The organism is Paenibacillus phocaeensis, from assembly GCF_900021165.1.
GTDB classification, from domain to species: domain Bacteria; phylum Bacillota; class Bacilli; order Paenibacillales; family Paenibacillaceae; genus Fontibacillus; species Fontibacillus phocaensis.
This window is the reverse complement of the sequence record NZ_FCOQ01000021.1, coordinates 41850-63994: the sequence shown is the minus strand read 5'-3', so window position 1 is coordinate 63994 and position 22145 is coordinate 41850. Positions and strand designations below refer to the sequence as shown.

At 53.8% G+C, this 22145-nt stretch carries 23 protein-coding genes; 10 read left to right on the top strand and 13 right to left on the bottom strand.

Features of this window, described 5'->3' with window-relative positions; translation table 11 throughout:
* Nucleotides 1-315 precede the first annotated feature (315 nt).
* Both BN3795_RS14885 and BN3795_RS14880 read left to right on the top strand, forming a co-directional pair.
* Nucleotides 316-1197: an ATP-binding cassette domain-containing protein gene (locus tag BN3795_RS14885; RefSeq protein WP_068785472.1), complete on the top strand. Its 882-nt coding sequence runs from the start codon at nt 316-318 to the stop codon at nt 1195-1197.
* On the top strand, nt 1194-1982 hold the full coding sequence (locus BN3795_RS14880; protein WP_068785471.1) for an ABC transporter permease: 789 nt from the start codon (nt 1194-1196) through the stop codon (nt 1980-1982). Before BN3795_RS14885 ends, BN3795_RS14880 begins: the two co-directional genes overlap by 4 nt.
* 102 nt (nt 1983-2084) lie before the next feature.
* Here BN3795_RS14880 and BN3795_RS14875 read toward each other — a convergent pair whose 3' ends face one another.
* From BN3795_RS14875 to BN3795_RS14865, 3 genes are all read right to left on the bottom strand, one after another.
* The gene (locus BN3795_RS14875) at nt 2085-2879 is read right to left on the bottom strand and encodes a TetR/AcrR family transcriptional regulator (RefSeq protein ID WP_110945193.1); all 795 of its coding nucleotides are present in this window, start codon (nt 2877-2879) and stop codon (nt 2085-2087) included.
* A 99-nt stretch (nt 2880-2978) separates the two neighbouring features.
* Nucleotides 2979-3668: a VOC family protein gene (locus tag BN3795_RS14870; protein ID WP_068785470.1), complete on the bottom strand. Its 690-nt coding sequence runs from the start codon at nt 3666-3668 to the stop codon at nt 2979-2981.
* Between the two features lie 51 nt (nt 3669-3719).
* Nucleotides 3720-4037 carry a thioredoxin family protein gene (locus BN3795_RS14865; protein WP_068785469.1) on the bottom strand — a complete coding sequence of 106 codons (318 nt, stop codon included), beginning with the start codon at nt 4035-4037 and terminating at the stop codon, nt 3720-3722.
* A 169-nt stretch (nt 4038-4206) separates the two neighbouring features.
* Here BN3795_RS14865 and BN3795_RS14860 point away from each other — a divergent pair, with 169 nt between their 5' ends.
* Nucleotides 4207-4533: a YnfA family protein gene (locus BN3795_RS14860; protein ID WP_068785534.1), complete on the top strand. Its 327-nt coding sequence runs from the start codon at nt 4207-4209 to the stop codon at nt 4531-4533.
* A gap of 16 nt (nt 4534-4549) precedes the next feature.
* Nucleotides 4550-5473 carry a serine hydrolase domain-containing protein gene (locus BN3795_RS14855; RefSeq protein WP_068785468.1) on the top strand — a complete coding sequence of 308 codons (924 nt, stop codon included), beginning with the start codon at nt 4550-4552 and terminating at the stop codon, nt 5471-5473.
* 55 nt (nt 5474-5528) lie between these two features.
* Here the strand turns inward: BN3795_RS14855 and BN3795_RS14850 are convergent, their stop codons facing one another.
* On the bottom strand, nt 5529-6323 hold the full coding sequence (locus BN3795_RS14850) for an SDR family oxidoreductase (RefSeq protein ID WP_068785467.1): 795 nt from the start codon (nt 6321-6323) through the stop codon (nt 5529-5531).
* 216 nt (nt 6324-6539) lie between these two features.
* Here BN3795_RS14850 and BN3795_RS14845 point away from each other — a divergent pair, with 216 nt between their 5' ends.
* A complete protein-coding gene (locus BN3795_RS14845) occupies nt 6540-7439 on the top strand; it encodes a LysR family transcriptional regulator (protein ID WP_068785466.1) in 900 nt (299 codons plus the stop codon).
* 109 nt (nt 7440-7548) lie between these two features.
* Here the strand turns inward: BN3795_RS14845 and BN3795_RS14840 are convergent, their stop codons facing one another.
* The gene (locus BN3795_RS14840) at nt 7549-8178 is read right to left on the bottom strand and encodes a YfbR-like 5'-deoxynucleotidase (RefSeq protein ID WP_068785533.1); all 630 of its coding nucleotides are present in this window, start codon (nt 8176-8178) and stop codon (nt 7549-7551) included.
* An 86-nt stretch (nt 8179-8264) separates the two neighbouring features.
* Nucleotides 8265-8750, bottom strand: a complete 486-nt coding sequence (gene ybaK / locus BN3795_RS14835; RefSeq protein WP_068785465.1) for a Cys-tRNA(Pro) deacylase — start codon at nt 8748-8750, stop codon at nt 8265-8267.
* 274 nt (nt 8751-9024) lie between these two features.
* Between ybaK and BN3795_RS14830 the strand changes: the two genes are divergently transcribed.
* Together BN3795_RS14830 and BN3795_RS14825 are read left to right on the top strand one after the other, a co-directional pair.
* Nucleotides 9025-10137 carry a DNA alkylation repair protein gene (locus tag BN3795_RS14830; protein WP_068785464.1) on the top strand — a complete coding sequence of 371 codons (1113 nt, stop codon included), beginning with the start codon at nt 9025-9027 and terminating at the stop codon, nt 10135-10137.
* A 731-nt stretch (nt 10138-10868) separates the two neighbouring features.
* Entirely contained in the window at nt 10869-11300 is a 432-nt protein-coding gene (locus BN3795_RS14825; RefSeq protein WP_068785463.1) for a VOC family protein, read from the top strand.
* 1 nt (nt 11301) lies between these two features.
* Here the strand turns inward: BN3795_RS14825 and BN3795_RS14820 are convergent, their stop codons facing one another.
* Together BN3795_RS14820 and BN3795_RS14815 are read right to left on the bottom strand one after the other, a co-directional pair.
* Nucleotides 11302-12327, bottom strand: coding sequence for a nitroreductase family protein (locus BN3795_RS14820; protein ID WP_068785462.1), 1026 nt, complete (start codon nt 12325-12327; stop codon nt 11302-11304).
* A gap of 53 nt (nt 12328-12380) precedes the next feature.
* The gene (locus BN3795_RS14815; protein WP_068785461.1) at nt 12381-12869 is read right to left on the bottom strand and encodes a MarR family transcriptional regulator; all 489 of its coding nucleotides are present in this window, start codon (nt 12867-12869) and stop codon (nt 12381-12383) included.
* A gap of 247 nt (nt 12870-13116) precedes the next feature.
* Here BN3795_RS14815 and BN3795_RS14810 point away from each other — a divergent pair, with 247 nt between their 5' ends.
* On the top strand, nt 13117-13827 hold the full coding sequence (locus BN3795_RS14810; RefSeq protein WP_110945192.1) for a L,D-transpeptidase family protein: 711 nt from the start codon (nt 13117-13119) through the stop codon (nt 13825-13827).
* Nucleotides 13828-13900: 73 nt separating this feature from the next.
* On the opposite strand, the gene BN3795_RS14805 is transcribed toward BN3795_RS14810, so the two are convergent.
* From BN3795_RS14805 to BN3795_RS14790, 5 genes are all read right to left on the bottom strand, one after another.
* Nucleotides 13901-14947, bottom strand: a complete 1047-nt coding sequence (locus BN3795_RS14805) for an HD-GYP domain-containing protein (RefSeq protein ID WP_068785460.1) — start codon at nt 14945-14947, stop codon at nt 13901-13903.
* 156 nt (nt 14948-15103) lie between these two features.
* On the bottom strand, nt 15104-15250 hold the full coding sequence (locus tag BN3795_RS25585; RefSeq protein ID WP_198524725.1) for a hypothetical protein: 147 nt from the start codon (nt 15248-15250) through the stop codon (nt 15104-15106).
* A 15-nt stretch (nt 15251-15265) separates the two neighbouring features.
* Nucleotides 15266-16438 (bottom strand): Ger(x)C family spore germination protein, encoded by a 1173-nt coding sequence (locus tag BN3795_RS14800; protein ID WP_068785459.1) that lies wholly within the window; start codon nt 16436-16438, stop codon nt 15266-15268.
* Nucleotides 16431-17537, bottom strand: coding sequence for a GerAB/ArcD/ProY family transporter (locus BN3795_RS14795; RefSeq protein WP_068785458.1), 1107 nt, complete (start codon nt 17535-17537; stop codon nt 16431-16433). The genes BN3795_RS14800 and BN3795_RS14795 overlap by 8 nt, the downstream gene beginning before the upstream one ends.
* Complete coding sequence (locus BN3795_RS14790) at nt 17534-19114, bottom strand: spore germination protein (RefSeq protein WP_232729938.1); 1581 nt, start codon at nt 19112-19114, stop codon at nt 17534-17536. Before BN3795_RS14790 ends, BN3795_RS14795 begins: the two co-directional genes overlap by 4 nt.
* A gap of 181 nt (nt 19115-19295) precedes the next feature.
* On the opposite strand from BN3795_RS14790, the gene BN3795_RS14785 reads away from it, so the two are divergent.
* Together BN3795_RS14785 and BN3795_RS14780 are read left to right on the top strand one after the other, a co-directional pair.
* Nucleotides 19296-20891 (top strand): spore germination protein, encoded by a 1596-nt coding sequence (locus tag BN3795_RS14785; RefSeq protein WP_068785457.1) that lies wholly within the window; start codon nt 19296-19298, stop codon nt 20889-20891.
* Nucleotides 20891-22087, top strand: a complete 1197-nt coding sequence (locus tag BN3795_RS14780) for a Ger(x)C family spore germination protein (protein ID WP_068785456.1) — start codon at nt 20891-20893, stop codon at nt 22085-22087. The genes BN3795_RS14785 and BN3795_RS14780 overlap by 1 nt, the downstream gene beginning before the upstream one ends.
* Nucleotides 22088-22145 lie beyond the last annotated feature (58 nt).

Genomic DNA, 22145 nt, shown 5'->3' with positions numbered 1-22145 from the left:
TTTACCTCTACCTTCTCTCCATCGCAGGTCTCCTCACTGTGGGTATAATACGAATTCAAGCGGTATTAATGTGGAAAAATGTACCACTTCACCATGGATTATCGTCCGATGCTCCGCTAGAATGTAGAGCCGTTCTTTCGATTCCCAAAAAATAGGAATATAGCACTACGTTCATTCAGGCCCGTATTTCGAAAGTCTCACAACAAATAACCGAAACTCATTAGCATTTTTCGGATTGACACCACATATGTTTACGACATATACTGTTTATGTTATATACAGTTATTATTGAATATTCGGAAGGGAGCTAAAGAAATGAATCATGCCATCGAAGTCAACGGATTGCACAAAAGCTTCGACAGCCAAACGATCCTGAACGGGGTTGATCTAGTTGTGCCTTCAGGCACGGTCTATGCTTTGCTCGGACCCAACGGCGCCGGCAAAACAACGCTGGTTCGCATCCTTTCTACGCTTACCGTTCCTGATGCGGGAACGGTACGGGTGGCGGGGTACGATGTTGTCGCCCAAAAACAAGAGGTCAAACGCTCCATCAGTTTAACCGGACAATTCACCGCCGTCGACGAGGTGCTGACCGGCGAGGAAAATTTGGTGATGATGGGCCGCCTCTCGGGCCTAAGCTCTAAGGCAGCCCGTTTGCGCGCCGCAGAGCTGCTGGAACAGTTCGACTTGACCGATGCAGCGCGCAAGCGGGTAAGAACATATTCCGGCGGCATGCGCCGACGTCTCGACCTTGCGATCAGCCTGATCGTCAAGCGCCCGGTACTGTTCTTGGACGAACCAACAACCGGTCTTGATACACTGAGCCGCCGCGTGCTGTGGGACGGCATCACGGAATTGGCCCGGCAGGGCCATACGATATTTCTGACGACGCAATATTTGGAGGAAGCCGACCAATTGGCCGATACGGTTGCGGTCCTCAAGGACGGACAAATCGTGGCGACCGGCACCGCGGAACAGCTGAAGGCTCAAGTCCGCAGCGATCGGGTTGAGCTCCGGGACGCAGAAGACCGCCTGGTTTCCCGGGTGCCGACGGACGGCACGATCCGCGATTTGCTCGGCATATTACATGGTTTAAACTCACAGGTGCCGGAGGATGCGCGAGTCAGCATCCAGCGTCCGACGATGGATGATGTCTTTATCGCCCTGACTTCCGGCGACAAGGAGGTTTCAGCATGATGCAAGTTCAAAGCCCGGCAAAACAGCCCTCGTCTTGGATCACGAATTGGGTTTTTATCGGCCGCGGGATGCGCCATAGTCTGAGAGACGTGGACGCCATGGTGATGGCCATCATGCTTCCGGTCATGCTCATGCTGCTGTTCACCTACGTATTCGGCGGTGCCCTTGACCCCTCCGGCAATTATGTCAAATACGTGGTTCCCGGGATCATCCTGCTCTGCGCCGGGTTTGGCGCCTCAGGGACGGCGGTGAAAGTCGCCGAGGATATTTCAAACGGCGTGATCGAGCGATTCCGCACCCTGCCGATCCAAAGCCTTGGCGTGATTACCGGCCATGTCGCCGCCAGCCTGGCCCGGAATCTGGTCGCCACGACAATCGTTATTGGCGTTGCCTTGCTCGTCGGCTTCCGTCCTGCCGCCGGCATCGGCGAGTGGCTTGGGGCAGCGGGTGTCATCGTCTTGTTCATCCTCGCCATTACCTGGTTATTCGCCGCGATTGGCCTGATTGCCGGAAGCGCCTCCGCCGCAAGCGGATACGGGTTCATCCTGCTGTTCCTGCCCTACCTGTCCAGCGCCTTCGTCCCCACGGAGTCGATGCCGCAGTGGCTCCAGGGGTTCGCGGCCCATCAGCCGATCACTCCGGCGATCGAAACGATCCGCGGTTTGTTGACCGGCGCCCCCATCGGCGACAACGCCTGGTGGGCCGTAGGCTGGTGCCTGCTCCTCATCGGCGGGGCATTCATATGGTGCCGCGTGGTCTTTCATCGCCGGTCGGGACAACGTTAGAACCTATAAGAAAAACGTCTATCGATGTCCATACTGATATCTAAAAAAACAGGGAAATCGAATCGCTTCGATTTCCCTGTTTTATGTTCCTTGCCTTTCACTTCACTTTGGCTTCACGGCGCTTGTCAAATATTGCTCCACACCGTCCAGAATCCGCTCCAGACCAAATTCGATGTCATTCCCTACATCGTTGTCGGCCTCATTCTCCCCGGTGTACTCCCCCGACATCACGAGCGGATGCAAATACGGAAACCGCTCCGCAGTAACGAGCTCCTTCAGCGCAGCACTGTAGCTGAATCCGCTAAATTCGCCCGGGCTGGTGCCTGAACTTATAGCCCGGTCCATATCCCGTTGCAGGATCCCGCATGCCCGCGCATAGCTGCTTAAGAGCAGGATGATCGACATTTTTGCGTAGCCGCTGATGGGGAAGTTTTGTAATCCCCGCAGCGCCCAATCGACGAACCGCAAACTGTTCGGCGTGATCGGCGCGCCGTAAATCGGGAGATCGGCAAACCAGGGGTGTTCCTTGTATACTTTCACCGTGCTCCAGACGAAGGTGCGCATCATGCCCCGCCAATCGTCCGGATCCGGATTCTCGGGAAGAGGGATGTCACAAATTGCCTCCTGCATGAGCTGCAGCAAATCGTCCTTGCTCGGAATATATCGATACAGCGACATGGCCGTATAGCCCAGCGCCCCGGCGACCCGGCTCATCGAAACGGCCGCTAACCCGTCCTGATCCGCAAGCGCAACCGCGGTGCTGACAATTTCCGGGATGCTCATCTCCCGCTTGGGTCCCCGTTTCGGTTCCGGGATCAATCCCCAGGTCAATGCCACCCCATGAGGAAGGCCCATGGTATAGTTGCGATCATCCGCCTTGTTATCATTATCGTTCATGTCTCTTGTCTCCTCGATTGGCATAAGGTCCTGATATAAACTGCTTATTATATAAGCAATATACCATAATTCCAGGGACAACATCCATGAACGAGAGCATTAAGAATCCGCCCCACCTCGTCTGAAGGGAACTTCCGACAAATCGTCCTGCGCTCGAAACTTCAAACGTCCGATGCCAGCTGCGGTCAGTTCGACCGGGTAAAAACGCGCTGGGATGCGGTTGGAGAAATACCATTCCCGTTTGTCCCGAACGACAATCAACAGCCCGTACTCGTCCCCGACCGGGGTCAGTCCGGGATCGTCCCCTCTCCAATTCGGCAACCCTGCTTCGTTCAGACGATGAACGAACGGGATCACCTCGGAAGTGACGATGCCGATTTCGCTGACGCCTATGATGTCGTCGATCGAGAAGTCATGGCTGATCCCGCTGGGCAAATTATGCCGGGCGATCCATTCCACGATATTGCCGGACGGATCTTTAAAATACACTGAATGAGCGTTCCAGGAGGCGAAGAACACTTCGTCCTCCCCCTGTTCGCGGAGGAGCGGAACCCTAGTCGCCAACCATTGCTTGGCTTCCGCAAATTTATTTTCCGGTACGTTTAGAGCAAAATGGTAATATGGAGATTCGTTATCCAGAGCCAGTCGAAACGTAATCAGCGTTGCGCCGGCTTGAATCGTAAAGTGCTCCAATCCTTTCTCGATCAAGGTAAACCCCAGGGTTTCGGTATAGAAAGCTTCCGTCTCCTGCAGTTGCCCCGACCATAACGTCATTGCGGTAAACTTCATGTTCCTCTCTCCCCTCTCGGGCGACGGACGCCGAACATTCCTTCTTCCGGATTAAGCCAGGCTGTCCAGATATTCGCGGATCTGCCCCGGCGTCTTGGCGAATTTGCTGTGCAAGTGGGCGATCTTCTCCCCGTTCTTATAGACGAGCAAGCTGGGGATGCCCCGCACCTCGTTGGCTTCCGCGAGCGGCTGAAATTCCTCGGCGTCCATGGCATAGAACTCTTTGTCCGCATGCTCCGCAATGATATCTCCAATGAACCGGTCGAGGTTTTTGCAGTCCGGGCACCAGGTCGTGTCGAATTTAATGACGGTATATTGATCTCTTTGAATCAGTTGCTCGAATTGCGTTTCCGATTGGACTCGTTCCATCCGGATCCACTCCTTTAATTGTAGTTTTGATAGTTTAAATTTGAACATCTACCTTAGCTAGATTATAGCGCATCTGCGCGAGGACGCCATAGTCTTCATGAAGGTTTCATCTTCGCGGATTCATGGTACAATCTTTGGTAAAAATAACGCGAAAGGAATGGGCATCCGCATGCTCCTTGCAATACTCTTGTTCCTAATCGCCGGACTCGCCGAAATCGGCGGCGGCTATTTGATTTGGTTGTGGCTCCGCGAATCCCGACCGCTGTGGTACGGCATCACCGGCGGGCTGATCCTGATCGTCTACGGCATCATCCCAACGCTGCAAAAGTTCCCTTCCTTCGGACGTGTATATGCAGCCTACGGGGGCGTATTCATTGCGCTCGCGATATTGTGGGGCTGGTGGGTGGACAAGAAGACGCCCGATTTCTACGATTGGCTGGGCGCCGCCATCTGTTTGGCCGGCGTCTCGATTATTCTGTGGGCGCCACGACATTAGAAAGGACACCTTGGCGATGAATCTCTCTTGCATTTCTGCGGCGATAACGCCGCTTCATTTACGCAGCTGTTTAATCTACCGGGGACACCAGCTCGTCTTCGAGCATTATCGGAACGGACCTGTCAAGGAACAGATCGCCAAAACCAACTCGGTTACAAAAAGCTTCCTGTCGGCTCTGATCTGCATCGCCTTTGACCGCGGTCTGCTGCCCTCGCCCGATACGCCAATCCGCACCTTCTTTCCGCAACTGGATGCGGACTCCGATGAACGGAAACGGGAGATCACCTTGCGTCATCTCCTCACCATGTCGGGCGGGTGGAACTGGACGGAATTCGGCGAACATCACTCGTTTCCGCGAATGACCCGCTCGCGCGACTGGGTTCGCTTCGCCCTGGAGCAGCCGATGGCCGATCGCCCCGGCGACCGGATGGAGTATAACTCCGGCGGTTCCCAGCTATTATCGGCCATCTTGGTCCAAGCTGCCGGCATGCCGGTGGACCGTTTCGCCGAGGAGCATCTGTTTGGCCCGCTGGGGATCGATACCTACCGTTGGGAGCAAGACCCGCAGGGGATTCACACCGGCGGGTTTGGCCTGTGGCTGCGACCGTCCGACATGCTGAAGTTCGGGTTGCTTTATTTGCGGCAAGGCGTATGGAACGGCCGACAGCTGATCAGCCGGGAACGCCTGGAGGAGTCCGTCCGGCCCGCAATCGACGTCGAAGCCCCTCATCGCGGCTGTTATGCCTGGCATTGGTGGACCGATGTTTACACGGGGGACAGGAATTCGTCGTTTGAATTCTTCTACGCCCGCGGCTACGGAGGGCAATTTATTTACGTCATCCCAAGCCTCGAGACTGTCGTCGTCCTGACCGACGATAAGCGCAAAAGAGACCGCCCTCCGACCGAGGTATTCCGCCTAAATCTCGCCCCCCATCTATAAACGAAGAGCCCTCCCTTCTTGGGAAGGCTCTTCGGGCGTTGATGAATGGAAAGCTTCACAAGGTTGGAATTGTTCCCCCGTCAATCACATATTCGCTGCCGGTAATCGAAGCAGCCCGATCAGAGACCAGGAAGGCCACAAGTTCGGCCACCTCCTCCGGCCGCCCCGGATGTCCCAGCGGGATGCCGCCAAGCGATTGCATCAGTTGCTCCAGCGCGCTCTCCCGACTTCCGGTTTCCGTGGCAATCCGGTCGATCAAGGCCTCCGCCGCTTTCGTCTGAATAAACCCGGGAGAAACGGTATTGACTCGGATGCCTTGCGGGGCAAATTCTTTGGACAACCCTTTGCTGTAGTTCGTTAACGCCGCTTTCGCTGCGGCATAAGCCAAAGTCGTCTCAAACAACGGCAGCTTCCGTTGGATCGAGGAGATGTGGACGATCGCACCTTTCCCCTTCTCCAGCATGGATGGCAGCAGTCCTCGGTCCAAGCGGACAGCACTGAGCAAGTTCCAGTTCAGAGCATAGACCCAATCCTCTTCGCTAAGCGCCAAGGCTCCGCCCGGAGGTGTGTTGGATCCGCCTACGCTGTGAATGAGGATATCCACGCCGCCCATGCGCTCCTTAACGGCCCGGATCACTTTCTCCGCCCCTTCCGGGGTCGCCAGATCCGCCGCGACGAACAGTTGCGGATCGCCCGGCGATTCCGGCAGCGATCTGGCTGTCGTCATGACAACGGCGCCCGCCGCAGCAAGTCTCGCCGTAATAGCTTGTCCCATCCCCTTGGTGCCCCCGGTCACCAGCACTTTTTTACCGGCAAATTCCGTGTGGACCTGGTTCAAATCAAAGTTCATCCTTACCGCTCCTTCATTTCCAGTTTGCTGATCCGTCCTTGAGTTAAAGTGAAGCAGGCCCAGAACCGATACAGCCCGCCCGGATCATCGCAGGTGAGTTCAGCCAGAACTGCGTTCACCGGGCTCATCACCAGTTTACGATTGACCCCTTATAACGTCTAATCTATAGTATTCATGTAAATGATGAATCTAATTTATATAACCGAGGTGTCGCCTGTGGAACTCACCCAACTCGAATACTTCCTGACCGTAGCCCGTTTGCAGCACATGACCCAAGCTTCCAAGGCCTTGAATTTGACCCAGCCGGCCTTAAGCCATGCCATCTCCAAGCTGGAACATGAACTGGGCGTTCCGCTCTTCGAGCGAAGCGGCCGGAATCTGGAGCTTAACCGGTATGGACAGATGTTTATGATCTGGGTCGAACGGGCGTTGCAGGATCTGACCCATGGAATACGGGAAATTCAAGAATGGACAAATCCGGATTCAGGAGTGATTGCGATATCGTACCTGAATATTCTCGGGGTTGATCTCGTGCCGACACTCATTCGCAATTATCAGCAGACCCGTCCTCAGGTTCGTTTTGAATTAACGCAAGGGAATCTCGGGGATATTGACGAACATCTGGACAAAGGGCTCTCTGATCTCATGATCACTTCTCGCGAGTCATTTATGGAGCTCCATGAGTGGATCGTCATCCAGAGGCTTCCGCTCTTTATCGTTGTTTCTGCGCATCACCCCTTGGCTGGTCGCCCTTCGTTAAGTTTGACGGAATTGTCCGGGGAGCCGTTCGTGGGTTTGAAAAATAACTGCGGTCTCAAAGCGACGATTCTCGCTCGGTTCCAAAGCACCGGGTTTACGCTGGCCTCGACGTACGATGCCGAAGATTTGATCACGGTAGCGGGATTTATTAAAGCCGGATTAGGTGTATCCGTCTTGCCGAGAACGATGGGTCTGGAACTTGAAGGGCTCGTATGGATCCCGATCCAGGAGGAAGGCTGGCATTGGGAGCTTGGCCTCAAGTGGCGCAAGGATCGCTACGTGTCGCCGGCGGCCAGACGGTTCATCGACTATGTGGCGGAAATCAGCCCGATAATGGAACAATGCCGGCCTGAATGAAGTCCGATGATGACTCACTGCGGACCTGCACTGAACATGTTCCGTATGCAATTCCGGTCGCTCCAAAAAAAGGACCTTATCCCGCCGCAACGGGGAATAAGGTTCTTTTCTAATGCTCCAGCGCTTCCTGCGTGATCCGCTTGATATCGATCGGCGACGTCGTTCCTTCATTAACCATATCCGTCAAGATTTCGCGGAGGAAATAATCAACGCAATGAAGCCCGATGTTTTTGATTTTCACAAGGGCGTCGCGGTACATTTTGACGAATTCCTTCTCCGTGTTCCCCCGCTGAAGTTCGGCAAACGCTTCGTAGACTTGATCCAGCTTATCGGCAACCTCCAGGATCAGCCCCTCCACGGATTGGTCCTTCCCTTCTCGCAGCTGGTTGCGAAAGATCGCTTTAAATTCCTCCGGAATATGCTCGTCGATGAAATTATGCACCATCCCTTCCTCAACCTGCTGAATCAAGTTCCGCAGTTCAATTGAGGCGTGCTTCACCGGCGTTTTGATGTCCCCGATAAAAATTTCGCCGTAATCGTGGCTGCTGGTAATCTCGTATAATTTCTTCCAGTCGATGGCGACGCCATGCTGTTCTTCGATATCGGCCAAAGTTTTGGCGTACTGCACGACCTTCCAGGAGTGCGCCGCCACGCTATGCTCTTCAAATTTGAACCTTCCGGGACAGCGATAGATGCGTTCTAACTCGTTTAAGGAGCGAAAGTAAGCATGAATGCCCATCGGATCAGCCATCTTTCTGTATGGTTTTTTAACCTCAGTATAAACGGCAATTGTTAACGAGGCGTCAAAACCGTCAGCTAACCCCTTCATTCCCCCTCTTCGCGGATGAGCGGCGCGAATTTCCCCTTGACTTGATCCGCCAGCTGCTGCGGTGCGATCTCCATCTGCATGCCGATTTTGCCGGCAGAGACGAGGAGGGTGTCCAAGCTTTCCGCACGGCTGTCGATAAAAGTGGGAAACAACTTCTTCATCCCGACCGGCGAGCAGCCGCCGCGGACGTATCCCGTCTGCTGCTGCAAATCCTTCATCGGCAGCATTTCGATCTTCTTGACGCCGGCGGCTTTGGCCGCCTTCTTCAGGTCCAGCTCCTCGGCGACCGGGATGATGAACACGAAGTTCGCCGCCCCTTGATGCGCTACCAGTGTCTTGTATACTTTCTCCACCGGTTTGCCGATTTTCTCCGCCACCGCGGTTCCGTGAATTTGCCCGTCCTCCGCATCGTACGCATAAATCCGGTATTCCGTCTTGGACTTGTCCAGCATCCGCATGGCATTCGTTTTAACCTCCGCCATTGCTGCCACTCCTTTGCTATCCTTGAATTCTTCTAGGATTATCCTAGCACTTTCGTCAAACGGAGGACAGGCCCGGTTTGGTTAAAATCATTTCGCCCCAACCGCAAGCGGGGGGTTCGGCAGTGTAATAATTAAGCAGATTACCTCACTTTACCTAAATATATTTCGAATTATACCGGCGCGGCGGGGTTTGGGGTTTGCGCCGGATCGACCTCCATAGTAAAATAAAACCCTGAATCACGATCCCAGTTGGGTATGGAACGGAGAATGAAGCATGGCCGATACGTTAAAATCGATGTATAACGAAGCATTTCTGCGCGACTTCGGCGGCAAGGTGAAGGGCGCGTATAGGCGCTTTAACACGGAACGGTTCATTACCGACACTATGGATGAGACGTGGGACGAGCTGGAACTGAAAGCGCGGATGCGGCAAATCACGCTGAAGTTGGGGGCACAGCTGCCGGAGGCCTTCTCGGAGGCAGTGGCCGTCTTGTTCGCCATCGACGAGTCCTGCGTCGGGTTCCCGTACCTGTTCTTCCCCGACTTCGTCGAGGTGTTCGGCAGCGCCGAAGCCGACTGGCCGCTCGCCATGCAAGCTCTGGAGCGGTTCACGCCGAAGTCGTCCGCCGAGTTTGCCGTCCGTTCGTTTATCGAACGTGATCCCGAGCGGATGATGCGGCAAATGGCGCAATGGGCGGAACACGAGAACGAGCATGTGCGCCGGTTGGCGAGCGAAGGCTGCCGGCCTCGCCTCCCCTGGGGCCAGGCGCTGCCGATGTTCAAGCGGGACCCGGCGCCGATTCTGCCGATCCTTGAACGGTTGAAGGCCGATCCCAGCTTGTATGTCCGCAAGAGCGTAGCCAACAACCTGAACGACATCGCCAAGGATCATCCGGCGCTGGTGCTTGAGCTTGCGCGCCGCTGGAAAGACGCGCACCCGCACACCGACTGGATCGTGCGCCACGGCTGCCGCACCTTGATTCGCAAGGGCGGGCCGGAAGCGCTGGCGCTGTTCGGCTACGCCGCGGCCGGCGAAGGCGAGTCGCTGGCGACATCGGCGGCGCTCTCGGCCGAACCAGCCGTGCTGCGCATCGGCGACAGCAGCGAGCTCCGCTACGAGCTGACGATTCGCGAGGGCGAGCCGGCCAAAGTGCGCGTCGAATACGGCATCGACTTCGTCAAAGCCGGCGGCCGCACCTCGCGCAAGCTGTTCCTGCTGGCGGACAAAACCGTTCCCGGCGGCGCACAGATCGGCGGAACGCGCCGGCACGCCTGGGCCGATCTCACGACCCGCCGGCACTACCCCGGCGAGCATCGCATCGTGCTGCTGATCAACGGCGTGGAAGCGGCCGAAACTGTATTAACGCTGCAGGCCGGCGGTGAATAGAGAAAGACCTGGCCCGTTGGCCAGGTCTTTCTGTTTTTTATACGCGGCAGCGGCTGGGCTCAAGTGCAAAAGTGCAGGCGATTTCGGCCAAATCGCCCTTTGCGACCCACTCAAGTGCAAAAGTGCATCTCATCTGCGCTCAAGAGCCCATATCCCGCCTAACCTCCTTCAAACAGATGCACTTTTGCATTTCACCCGCTTGAATACGGAATTTCAGTTCGTACGAAATGCACATTTGCAGTTGAAGCCTAGAGTTAGAGCGGGACATAGGCACCGTTTACCATGAACTCGCCGGTTCCGAGCATCGATTACTGTTGACGGATACGCTGCTAAATGCCGTGACTACTACTTATGCCGAATACTGCTACCAACCGCCGTAACTGACTCCTGTTCCTATGGACTGCTACCGACCGCCGTGATCGATTACTGTGACTGATAACTGCTGCCGACCGCCATGACTATTACTGTTGCCGAATGCTGCTACTGGTTTCGTGACCCTCTACTGTAGCTGACTACTTCCACTAACTACTGTTACCAAGTTACTACACCGATTCCTGCGATCGGTGCCAGCTCCGGTTGAACGTGCAAGATCCGTTGCCCCGCTCGTCTCCAATTCGGTAGCGTTTATATTACCCGTTTCCGGCTTCTCATCGATTGGGTTCGGAGGATTCTGGAGATGCTGAAGAAGGGATCAACTATAGCTTAACGAATCGTTTGAGGAGGATGACAAGATGCCCATTGACGCGTATCTGTATTTCGATGGCAACTGCCGTGAGGCGGTTGAATTTTATGCCCATGCATTCGGCGTGGAGCGGCCGCAAATCCTCACCTACGGGGAAGCGCATTCCGCGGAGCCGGAATATACGCTTCCCGAAGCGGCGAAAGACCGGGTGATGCACGCCAACCTTAAGGTTAGCGGCAGCAACCTGATGTTCTCCGATGTATTCCCGGGTTCGCCGTTTACGGTGGGGACCAACATCAGCCTGGCGCTTGTCAGCACCCATCGGGAGGAAATCGTCTCCGCGTTTGACCGGCTGAAGGAAGGCGGCAAGGTCTCCATGGAGCTGCAGGAAACGTTCTGGAGTCCTTGTTACGGAAATATAAAAGACAAGTACGGGATCGAATGGCAGCTTAGTTACGACGACGGGAGAAACGACAGGTAGCCTAAAGTTCGAACCAGTTCACGCGGGGAGCGGCGAAATTCGCTGGCGGTTGGGCGTTCTCCACTCCCAGCTCTAGCACCGCCGCGATCCGCTCCCCCGGTTCGACGCCATAAAGCCGGCATGGCTTGGGATCATAAATCCATTCGGGTCGGGTCCGGCGCACGCCCCAAGGTTTGGACTTGGCCAACAGCTCAAAGTTCTGGATCAGGCAGCACACCGCCGCGTAATCCTCCTCCCGCTTGTGCGGATCGGACTCTTCCTTCGTCACGACGAGGAGATGGGCTTGCCCGCTACCCGGGAGGGGCACCTCAGCATTTCCGCCCGCTTCTTCTCCGCCGGTTACGAAAATAAATCGCCACGGTTCCCTCATCCCGTCATTTGGCGCCCAGACCGCAGTGTTCAACGTATCGAGAATGCTGCTCTCGGATAGCGCTGCAGCATCCGTCAGCCTCCCCGGAAGCTCTCCGCCCCCGTGGAGGACTGTCCATTTTTGCTCCGCCGGCGTTCTTTTCCGCCCTTTCGGAGCCTTATCGAAATAACCCAGATGCAAAGTACCGACGAACCTCTCGCCTTCCCGCACCCCGATGCTCGCTAAGAACGATTCGCTCTGCACGAACGGTTCCGTATCCCATAAGACGCCCAGACCCCGTTCCCAGGCCAGCAACTGCAATGTCTGCATGATGCTGCAGGCAGCGGCGTAATTCTCATCGCTTTCGCGCTGATCGGCGCCGGATTCCGCCACGACCAACAAGTGCGCGGGAATATCCGTCACCCTCTTGGCAATCATTTTCGCGGGGATCAGTTTCCCCAGTTTGCTGTCCAGCATCTTGGCCATCATATAGTCCGCGAGCCGCTCTCTCGATTCCGGCGTACCGGCGTAGATGCAGCGCCACCGCGGCGTTCCTTCAGATTCATATAATGATGCCGCCTCGTTGATCAGAGACGCGACCAGTTCTCGGGATACCGGCGAAGTATTAAATTTCCGGATCGTTCTGCGCTCACGAATCGTTTGGGAGAAATTCATCATCCTACCCCTCTCAACCTGATTTAGTTTACTAGTAAACTATAATGATAAAAAAATTACCTTTTCCGCTCGTGTACCTGATTCGCCATCCCTTGGAGAAAACGTAAAATCGTCTGAAGCTCGCGATCGGAAAAGTCGTTTAACAACCGCATAAACCGCCGCTCTTCTTCTTGATGCAGAGCTTCGTGCAACTTGTACAATTCGTTCCCTTGAGGGGTAAGCCGGAAGTACACTTCCTTACGGTTGTCGTTACGCTGGATTCGCTCAATATATCCGAGCGCCAACAACTTCGTGCTGATCTTCGTAATGCTCGCTTTCGACAAATTCATTCTCTCCGCAACCGCTGAATGATTGATCGGTTCATGATCGCCGATGCACTCCAGGACATGGACGGTCGATAAATTGCCCGGCAAGCCCGGCAGATCCCTGGCCTCTCCCCACGCTTTCAGTTCCGAGAGCTCCAGTTCCATCTCCTGTTCGTATAAATGCGAGTAATGCAGAACCTGCTCGTAAATCAACGCTTTTATCCTATCGGTCGAATCCATTCTCTCGCCTCACACTTCATTTAGTTTACTCGTAAATTAAAATAACATAAAGCCACGCTCCAATCAAGCGGAGCTCGCAGATGTCAACCGCCGCCGCTTCCCGGGGATCGTTCTGCCGTTCTTGGCACCGTTTCCCGGACCCCCGCTCCAATGCGCATAATCATCCCTTCGCGGGAGACACTACAAGCGGAAATGAACGAACCTACGGCCGAAGTATGCCATCCAAAATCAGGTAAACGGTGAATCCATGAAAATCAAGAACCAGAGTTGCAGGTCGATCGCGCGGATCTGCACGGTACTTACAATACTATTGGGTATCATATCAGCCGCCTTGTCCTCAAATGCAGAGGCTTCCCCTTCTTTGCCCATCATCTCGGAAGAGAGTATTTACTCGATTGAAGTCTATCCCCGGCAGCATCGGCTGACCGTGAAAATTCAGGGACAACCCTACAAATCCTACCCTGTCGCAGTAGGCAACCCTTCTACTCCTACCCCTGTAGGAGAGTATCTGGTGACTTATAAAGGAAAGGACTGGGGACCTTCCTTTGGTCCAAGATGGCTGGGCTTGAATGTTCCTTGGGGGTATTACGGCATCCATGGCACGAACCGCCCCGATTCGATCGGGCAACACCTCAGCCACGGCTGCATCCGCATGCGAAATCGCGACGTAATGGAATTATATGATTTGATTCCCGTGGGAACGAAGGTCACGATCTATGGTCATATTCTGGGGGAAGCGAACCAGGACCCCAGGGATTTGGCGGAAGGCGATGTTGGCGGGGATGTCCAGCTCATTCAATCTCGCTTGAAAAGCGCGGGATATTTCAAGGGGGAATGCAACGGCAAGTTCAATCGCGCTACTGCCGAAGCTTTAACCCGGTATCAACGCGATCATGGATTGATCCCCAATGGCGTCGTATCCTACCGGGTATACCAGGCCCTGGGTTTATCCGAATAATCTCACAAAGAAACAACCCTTGCTCCCGGATGGGAGCAAGGGTTGTTTCTTGTTTTGCCGGTGTCAAGAAGTCCTAGACAAACACCTGTACTAACTCGATATGCCGTTCTCTGGACAAATCCCGGAATTGCCACTCGTCAATTTGCACCAGCGGCTTGAAGATATCCGCGGGATTATTCCACACGATCGTGGCGGTTTCGCCGTTGCTGAGCTTGACCTTCTTGCCGATAAAATTCGGCAGGAGATTGGAGGTCAGAGCTTGAACCGCCTTTTCGTTCAGTTCGCCGAATCCCAACCTGTAAATGTTTCTTAACACGGTCAAGAGATCTTGACGTGTTCCCGAAACATCGGGGGAAGTCAGCGATATGTATTCGTTGGCCACCGCCACAATTTCGGCATATGGATGGATTTTCCCTTTGCGCAAGCCCGACGGATAACCGGTTCCGTCTTCCCTTTCATGATGCTGCAGCGCGACGAGGGCCGTAACCTCTTCCCCTGTCGACCTGCGGATAATGTCATAGCCATAGGAGGTATGGCGATTTAATTCTTCCCGTTCCTCCCCGACCAATTCCTGCTCGCGATTGCGCAGGGATTGACGGACCTGGCTCTTGCCGATATCGTGCAAATAACCCGCTTTGCTGATTTCGTAACATTCATTGGGCGAGTGTCCCAGCCAAGTGGCGATGTAATAGGACAACAGACCTACTTGCAGCGAATGATTATAAATATTTACATCCTCTTCAGAGAAGGCGATGAGCAGCGATACAACATCTTTATTTCGGTCAAGAACCTCAAGCATGGGCACCAAATGCTGTTCAACCATCGATTGATTGAATTTCCCTGTCGTCAACGCCTCTAAAAACAACGCCTGATACCCTTTGACCGTAAAATAAAAGTTATCGCGTAAACGCTGGGTGAAGCTGGGGTTCATGCCGGGATTCTGGGCATCTTCCCCTGTGCGAAATTCGATATCGACGTAATCGATACTCTGCCGAATCAGCAGGGCGATTTCCTCCGTATGAATGCTTGTCCCCCTCGGAAGAATATGCAACCCCGCCCGGTTAAACACGTCGGTTCTCAGACGATCCCCTTCCTGAAGTTCCATGACGTGAGTTCTCATATGACCCTCCCTTCTTCTCTACGCGAAATCGTCGAAATTTCTTCCATTACCTATAAATATCGCGTAAACTCGACGCGCCCTGAATAGTCCTAAAGGCGTGTTTTGAAGAGAGGGAAGCCGCCGATCCAGTTCAATTACCCGGGTCAAAAGACCCTTTTACTCCGCCTTCCGTTTCCACGGCGGATCTCCGTAACGGTGCAAAGCCTGGTGGATCGAATAAACGATCCACGGAATCACGGCCGCTACCCCTGCACAGATCCATGTTCTTGCGGTGGGAAGCCGGTCCAGCAACACATCCCACATCGGTTCATTCCTCCTCTAATCCGTTGTTTCCACCGTAGATCCCACTATGCGAACCTTGGTTCGAACCTCCACCCGGATGTCGCAGCGGGTATAATACCGTTCGCCCTGTTCCCAATCGTCTTTGATCTTCTCCCAGACCGCAGGATGCCTGCGTTTCAGATCGTCCCCTAAACCGATAACATCCACGCCGTATTCCTGCTGTACCTTGCGGATCGTTCGTGTAGTCAGACGGGTTAATTGCTCTGCCGTCGCTTCCTCGATTTCCGCGAGCTCATCCGGAGCAAGCAAATCGATGCGTTCCTGGGATTCTCCAACGTTCCCTTCCATCTCAAGGCGGAGGATAAATCGGATCTGCTCCGGATCGGATACATCCGCTTGAATGCTGCGACGCAACCCTTTGATTTCGTAAGCCAGAAAATGATCATTTACATGAAGCTCCAGCACCCCGTCCTGCGCCGTCCCCCGCAAGATGTTCAGCCCTGAGGTTTCATCATCATTTAACAATCCTCTCAGCTTCTGATCGCCGTCAAACAAAGCTGCGCCCGAAACCGATACTTCATCCTTGACTTTACGGATTTTCGGAAGCGCGAAGCTGCTTTTCGTGAGCATATAGCCTTGAACATCCCCGATGCTGGTGGGCGGATAGATCCTTGAGCTCTTGGTCGGATTTAGCGACGTAGATTCAAAATACATGACCGGCAGCTTCTCGTTCTTCGGATTCGTCTCCAATAGCGCGCGCGTCTCCCCTTCGGTCACCATGATCTTCGTAGATCTTCGCATTTCATGGTCACGGAGAAACAAGTCCAGGGCCGTCGAAAGCTCGCCGCTGGCGGCCAGTTCCTCGGAGATCAGGATCAGGCGCATATGCTGCAAGTAAGGGCTGCGGCTTGTCAGGTATGACATGTCCCGAGCCGCCGTAAACATCGTATTGGCCGAGGCCGACAAGTTAAAGAAGGCGGTGTTTTTGCTCCCGCTTTGGCTTCCGCCTTCTTTGGCCTGTAATCCGCCCGGAACGACAAACTGAAACGTGAGCAGAAACTGACCTCTCTCTGCCTCTTCTTCCTTGGCGAGGTCAATCCCGGCCCCCACCACGAACCCTCTTTCTTCAATCTCAACCCGGTCCCAGCAACCGGTGATCAATACGGCCAGGGCGAGTGCGATGAACCCGCCGCAGCAAACCCTACGCACGTCCTTTCACCCCCCGCAAGATGGACAATAACAACAGCATCGTCGGAAGAATCATCCCTAGACCGATCCCGGCATAGCTGATCCATTCCCCGAATTGTTGGATTTCGATCAAATTTTGCGGCTGCATCACGACCAGGAAAATGAGAGGTCCTAACCAAAACGCCAGCGTTATCCGCTTGGCTTTTTTAAATACAGCCTCCAACGCCTGTAAAGCTACGTCATAGGCCATCGACGCCGTGTTGAACAAGGTGAGTACCCATACCGAAAAAAAGATCGACTCAAACCTTTCGAAAAAACCGCCGGGAACCTGCACCTGCTTGGCTAGCTCCGCTGTAGGATAAAGCATGCTGCCCGTCACCTCCAGGCCGAAAACACCCACGGTGAATATAAAAGTCAGCACGTAAAGCACGAGCGGAATCAATATGCCAAACATCGAGGCTTTGGCGACCTTCTTCGGCTGATTGATCACCGCATTATAGAACAATAAAATCTCAAACCCGATAAATGAAAAGGCCGACTCCTTGGAAGCCACAACCACACTCCGCCAATCGGTTACAAAAAACGGCATGAGGTTATTGAACTTAAACAGGCTGATATTCATGAGGAACAAGATGAACAACAGCAGGATCACAATCGGCAAGAACAAGGTATTTAACCGGAATAACGCCACGCTGGGTCCGGCTACGCCATAAATGAGCACCAGCAGGAATACCAGGCAGATGACTTCCACCGGAGTTCGGTCGAACAGATAGATTCGCGAGATGCTCGCCACCCCTCGGGTTTCATAGGCGACAAAGGTCAACATATAACCGGCAAATAGCAACGTAAAGAGCACGGCCGCGGGCTTTCCGATGACCGCGCTGGCGATATCGTACAGATTCCGTTTGGGGAAACGGGAGATGAGCTTGGCAACGATCCAAGTAAACATCAGGGCGACCCATCCGCCAATCAGGATCGAAATCCACCCGTCGACCGATCGCGTCGTTTCTACGATGGTGCGCGGCAACATTAGGACGCCAAAACCGATGACCATATTCGCAACGGAGGCGAAAACCTCATAGGTGCCTACTTCCCGATCCCCATACTCAAAGGACTTCATGGGCCTCCCCCCTTATTTCCCATTCTGGAGTCGTCTTTGGTTTGCATAAATTGCGGCCGTTTCGTCAGCATCGTAGAGGGGGCACGGATGATCATATCCCGCCAATCGCGATAGAAACCGGGGGATAACGGCGTTAAATAAGGAACCCCGAAGCTCTGCAGCCTCGACAAGTGAATGCAGATCATGATCATGGCGAGAATGATCCCGTAAAGGCCAAACATCGAAGCTGCGATCATCGTAAGAAAGCGCAAAATGCGAAAGGCGATGCCCGCACTGTAGGAAGGGATGGCGAAGGAGGAAACGGCCGTTACCGCCACCACAATGACCATAATGGGACTGACGATCCCCGCTTGTACGGCGGCTTCGCCAATTACCAGCCCTCCCACAATCCCGATGGTTTGCCCAATGGGCTTCGGCAAGCGCACGCCGGCTTCACGGAGCAGCTCCAGCGTTAACTCCATTAAAAAAGCCTCAACAACCGCCGGGAACGGAACCCCCTCCCGGGAAGCCGCGATCGAGAAAGCAAGTTTGGAAGGAATCATCCCCTGATGGAAGGAGACGAGAGCGATATAAATCGATGGGAACGTCAAGGAAATGACGACCGCCGAATACCGCAGGACGCGAATCAAGGTTCCGATCAGCCAGCGTTCGTAATAATCCTCCGGGGATTGCACCAGGGATACAAACGTCGTGGGCATAATCAGGGAAAACGGAGTTCCGTCGAGCAAAATTACGACCTTGCCCTGCAGGATCGCGGAGGCCGCCTTATCCGGCCGTTCCGTATGCAGAATCAGAGGGAACGGAGAGAGGAAGCTGTCCTGAATCATCTGTTCGATCGTTCCGCTCTCCGGGACATCGTCAATATCGATCGTCTCCACCCTCCGCTTCACCTCTTGGAGGAGATCCGGATGTACGATGTTATCGATATAAGCGATAACCAGCTCTTTTTTGCTCCGTTCCCCTATTCGGTAAGGATCAAATCGTAGCTTGGGATCGCGAATTGCCCGCCGCAGGAGGATGAGGTTCGTTTCAATACTTTCGTTAAACCCTTCCCGCGGTCCGCGCACCAAAGCTTCGGTCTGAGGCTCCTCCACGCTTCGCCCCGTCCATTTCTTGCTGCCGATCAGCAGGACCCGGTCCAACCCCTCGATAAACAATGCGGTATCCCCCGACAATATGGATACGAGAATATCATCCAGCGATTGGGTAGTTTTATATTTTTGGACCGATAGAAAATGCTGATCCAACATTTCAAACATCTCCTGCCCGGACATCTTCTGGGTTGGTTCGACCACCGAAAACGCCCGCTGCAGGGAGGGAACAATCTGCTCGTTAATCATATTTAAATCCGATAATCCCGCAATGCATAGAATCGCGCACATTGGAACTCCGTCTTTCCCGCTGATAAACCGGGTAACCAAATCGTCCGGGGCCTCCAGAATGCGAACGATCCGGGCAATTGATTCATGAAGGCTGCCGCCAATTTCGCTTGCGGTGGAGGCTCCTTCGTGCAAGCCTGTGTTCTTTCGGAAGGGGCTGCGTTTGTTGTGATAATTTCGAAACATCATTCTTGGCATAGCAACTCATCCCCACTTGTCTGGTCATCTCTGATGTCGTTACCCTTTATTACCAACTTGCTCCGAAAATAATCCCGTTTCGGATTTTCATAGGGTCTACTCCAAGCCCGACACAAGAATAAATTTCCTGTTCGCCGTGCATCTTAACCGGGAAGAGTCGGTTCAGGAAGGAGGAGGTTCCATGCCTTTCATCAGAAAGCTGCAACGCCGGAAGCTCTCCGGAGGGGACAAACCAAGAAAGAACCCTTCAAGCTCCAAGAGCAAACCGGAATCATCCGCTCCCGCTGCAGACCCAAGTTTGTCGGTACGATTTAATTGGCTGAAGCAGGAGCTGATGGACAGCTCAGACATCATCTACCGGGAGTTTACGATCAGCACCGGTCAGCGCTGCGTATTAGTCTACGTTCGCGGCATGATTGCTCAGGATTCGGCCCAGCAATTCATCGTCCGAAGCTTACAGCGGGAAAGCGCGCAGTTGAAGGACAAGGATATCTATGAATTTTTGTTCGAGGATGAGGCGCTGAGCGTCTCCCAAGCCACGGTCATTGAGGATCTGGATCAAGGGGTTCAGGCCGTACTGAACGCCGGGGCACTGCTGTTGATCGACGGGGATTCGCGGATGATGACATTCTCCATTTCGGCGTACCCTACGCGCGGAATCGATGAAGCTCCGAACGAATCCGTTATTCGCGGATCAAGAGAAGCGTTTATCGAGGATTTGGAGAAGAACATGACCATGATTCGCCGCCGAATCAAAAGCCCTCAGCTCAAGACGCCGGCCGTCAACAAAGGCCGGGAGACGCATACCAGCGTCGTTCTGGCTTATGTCGAAGGCGTATGCAAACCGGAACTCCTGAAGGAAATGAAGCGGCGTTTATCTTATGTTGACATGGATGGAGTGCTCGGCTCCGCTTATTTGGAAGAGGTGATCGAGGATAACCCTTACTCGCCTTTTCCGCAGCTCCAATATACGGAACGTCCTGATGTTGTTTGTGCGGCGCTGCTGGAAGGAAGAATCGCCGTTTTTGTAGACGGCTCGCCGATCGTGTTGATTGCCCCGGTGACGCTGCCTATGCTGCTGCAATCGGCTGAGGATTATTATCAACGTTATGTCGCGGCGAACTGGATACGCTGGATCCGTTATTTTTTCGTATTTGCTTCCTTAACCCTTCCATCGATTTATATTGCCGTGACGACGTTTCACCCGGAAATGATTCCGTCCCAGTTGCTTATTACTATCGCAGCCTCTCGGGAAATCGTCCCCTTTCCGGCGTTATGGGAGGCATTTGCCATGGAGTTAGCTTTTGAGGCGCTCCGCGAGGCCTCGATCCGAATTCCAAAATCCATCGGGCAAGCCGTCTCTATTATCGGAGCTTTGATCATCGGCACTGCGGCAGTCCAGGCGGGAATCGTCTCGGCGGCGATGGTCATTATCGTATCCTTAACGGGGATCGCTTCCTTCATTATCCCCCATTTCGATTTGGGACTAGCTTTTCGGCTGCTGCGTTTTCCGATTATGATCCTGGCCTCCATGTTCGGATTGTACGGTGTAACCTGCGGGATGATTTTGATTTATATTCATCTGGTCAACATGAGGTCCTTTGGAGTTCCTTATTTGTCTCCAATTGCCCCGCTCGTTACTGAGGATTTGGGCGATACGCTCCTTCGAGCGCCCTGGTGGAAAATGCACAAGCGACCCGTGCAGCTCACGAACAACGAGGTCCGCCAATCTGACAACCCGCGCGCTTGGGTTAAGGAGAAAGGTGAACTGGAGTGATGAGAAGACGAATACAACGTACTATCGTAACGGCAACGCTGGTATTCCTGCTCTTCATCGGCGTTGGCGGGTGCTGGTCTGCCCAGGAATTAAATAACCGCGCATTTGTAAACACCGTGCTGATTGATCTGACGGAGGACGGGCAAACGGAGTTGACGCTCGGAATCCCGCTGCCAAACCGCATGATACCGGGCGAGGCTGGAGGAACGGGGCAACCCCAAGGGGATCCGTTCAGTTTCGTGACCAGACGAGCGGAGAACCTGAGCAAGGCGTTAAGCCTGATTCAGGTTGACCTGTCCCGCAACATTTCGTTTGGTCAAACCCGCATTATCTTGGTTGGCCGAAGACAAGCAGAACAAGGCCTGGACAAAGTCGTCGAATTCGTCTTCCGCCAGCCTTCGTTTCGGCTCAGCGCAAGTCTGTTCATAACTCCAAATAATGTAATAGAAGTTACGCGATCGCCGATGGTGTTCGAACGAATTCTTAGCGATATTTTGCGCAAATACGTCAACAATCACTTTACCCTGGACACCACGATCAAGGATTATAAGCTGGCACTGTACCAAGGCGGAGATATTCTGATTCCTCTTCTTAGCTTCGGAGACCTGCCGGGTGTGGCGCAGGAGAATCCCCAGAAGGATCGTTGGATGGGGTCCGGAGGGGCTGCGATATTCAGCGGCGGCAGAATGGCGAAGACGGAGCTGTCCTCTCACGAACATCGGATCGCGCTCTGGATCAGCTCCCAGCTTAGAAGCACGACGATCACGATCTCCTCTCCGACCGATGAGAAAGAAATGAGCTTTCTCATCGAGGGGATCAAGACGAGCATTGATCCCATCGTGCACGGCGGGAACCTCTCGTTTCGGATCAAGAGCAGCGCCAAGGCAAGTGTGGAAGCTTCGTTTTCACACATGGATTTGAAGAACCCTGATGTTATTGATCAGTTGGAGAAACTCCTTGATAAAGCGGTCGAGGAGCAATTTCTTGAAGTCTTGGCGAAGACGCGCCAAACCCGTTCCGACGCCTTCTTATTAAGCCAATATCTGGATTGGAGATATCCTAAAATCTGGCATTCAATGAAAGAGCAATGGAAGAATTTCTATGCCAAGGAGCTTCCGATTGAAGTTAGCGTGGATATTAAGCTGAACCGTGCGGGCGGCGTTTACCGTTCAGTGGTTCAAGAAACCAATCGATAGTGAGGGATAAGCGTGGTTTGGTTAGGAATCCTGTTTGTACTGATCATGCTGTCAGACT

Coding starts and splice junctions, on each gene's coding strand:
- BN3795_RS14885 (WP_068785472.1), top strand. CDS start 316: ATGAATCATGCCATCGAAGTCAACGGATTGCACAAAAGCTTCGACAGC.
- BN3795_RS14880 (WP_068785471.1), top strand. CDS start 1,194: ATGATGCAAGTTCAAAGCCCGGCAAAACAGCCCTCGTCTTGGATCACG.
- BN3795_RS14875 (WP_110945193.1), bottom strand. CDS start 2,879: ATGAACGATAATGATAACAAGGCGGATGATCGCAACTATACCATGGGC.
- BN3795_RS14870 (WP_068785470.1), bottom strand. CDS start 3,668: ATGAAGTTTACCGCAATGACGTTATGGTCGGGGCAACTGCAGGAGACG.
- BN3795_RS14865 (WP_068785469.1), bottom strand. CDS start 4,037: ATGGAACGAGTCCAATCGGAAACGCAATTCGAGCAACTGATTCAAAGA.
- BN3795_RS14860 (WP_068785534.1), top strand. CDS start 4,207: ATGCTCCTTGCAATACTCTTGTTCCTAATCGCCGGACTCGCCGAAATC.
- BN3795_RS14855 (WP_068785468.1), top strand. CDS start 4,550: ATGAATCTCTCTTGCATTTCTGCGGCGATAACGCCGCTTCATTTACGC.
- BN3795_RS14850 (WP_068785467.1), bottom strand. CDS start 6,323: ATGAACTTTGATTTGAACCAGGTCCACACGGAATTTGCCGGTAAAAAA.
- BN3795_RS14840 (WP_068785533.1), bottom strand. CDS start 8,178: ATGGGCATTCATGCTTACTTTCGCTCCTTAAACGAGTTAGAACGCATC.
- ybaK (WP_068785465.1), bottom strand. CDS start 8,750: ATGGCGGAGGTTAAAACGAATGCCATGCGGATGCTGGACAAGTCCAAG.
- BN3795_RS14830 (WP_068785464.1), top strand. CDS start 9,025: ATGGCCGATACGTTAAAATCGATGTATAACGAAGCATTTCTGCGCGAC.
- BN3795_RS14825 (WP_068785463.1), top strand. CDS start 10,869: ATGCCCATTGACGCGTATCTGTATTTCGATGGCAACTGCCGTGAGGCG.
- BN3795_RS14820 (WP_068785462.1), bottom strand. CDS start 12,327: ATGATGAATTTCTCCCAAACGATTCGTGAGCGCAGAACGATCCGGAAA.
- BN3795_RS14815 (WP_068785461.1), bottom strand. CDS start 12,869: ATGGATTCGACCGATAGGATAAAAGCGTTGATTTACGAGCAGGTTCTG.
- BN3795_RS14810 (WP_110945192.1), top strand. CDS start 13,117: ATGAAAATCAAGAACCAGAGTTGCAGGTCGATCGCGCGGATCTGCACG.
- BN3795_RS14805 (WP_068785460.1), bottom strand. CDS start 14,947: ATGAGAACTCACGTCATGGAACTTCAGGAAGGGGATCGTCTGAGAACC.
- BN3795_RS25585 (WP_198524725.1), bottom strand. CDS start 15,250: ATGTGGGATGTGTTGCTGGACCGGCTTCCCACCGCAAGAACATGGATC.
- BN3795_RS14795 (WP_068785458.1), bottom strand. CDS start 17,537: ATGAAGTCCTTTGAGTATGGGGATCGGGAAGTAGGCACCTATGAGGTT.
- BN3795_RS14790 (WP_232729938.1), bottom strand. CDS start 19,114: ATGCCAAGAATGATGTTTCGAAATTATCACAACAAACGCAGCCCCTTC.
- BN3795_RS14785 (WP_068785457.1), top strand. CDS start 19,296: ATGCCTTTCATCAGAAAGCTGCAACGCCGGAAGCTCTCCGGAGGGGAC.
- BN3795_RS14780 (WP_068785456.1), top strand. CDS start 20,891: ATGAGAAGACGAATACAACGTACTATCGTAACGGCAACGCTGGTATTC.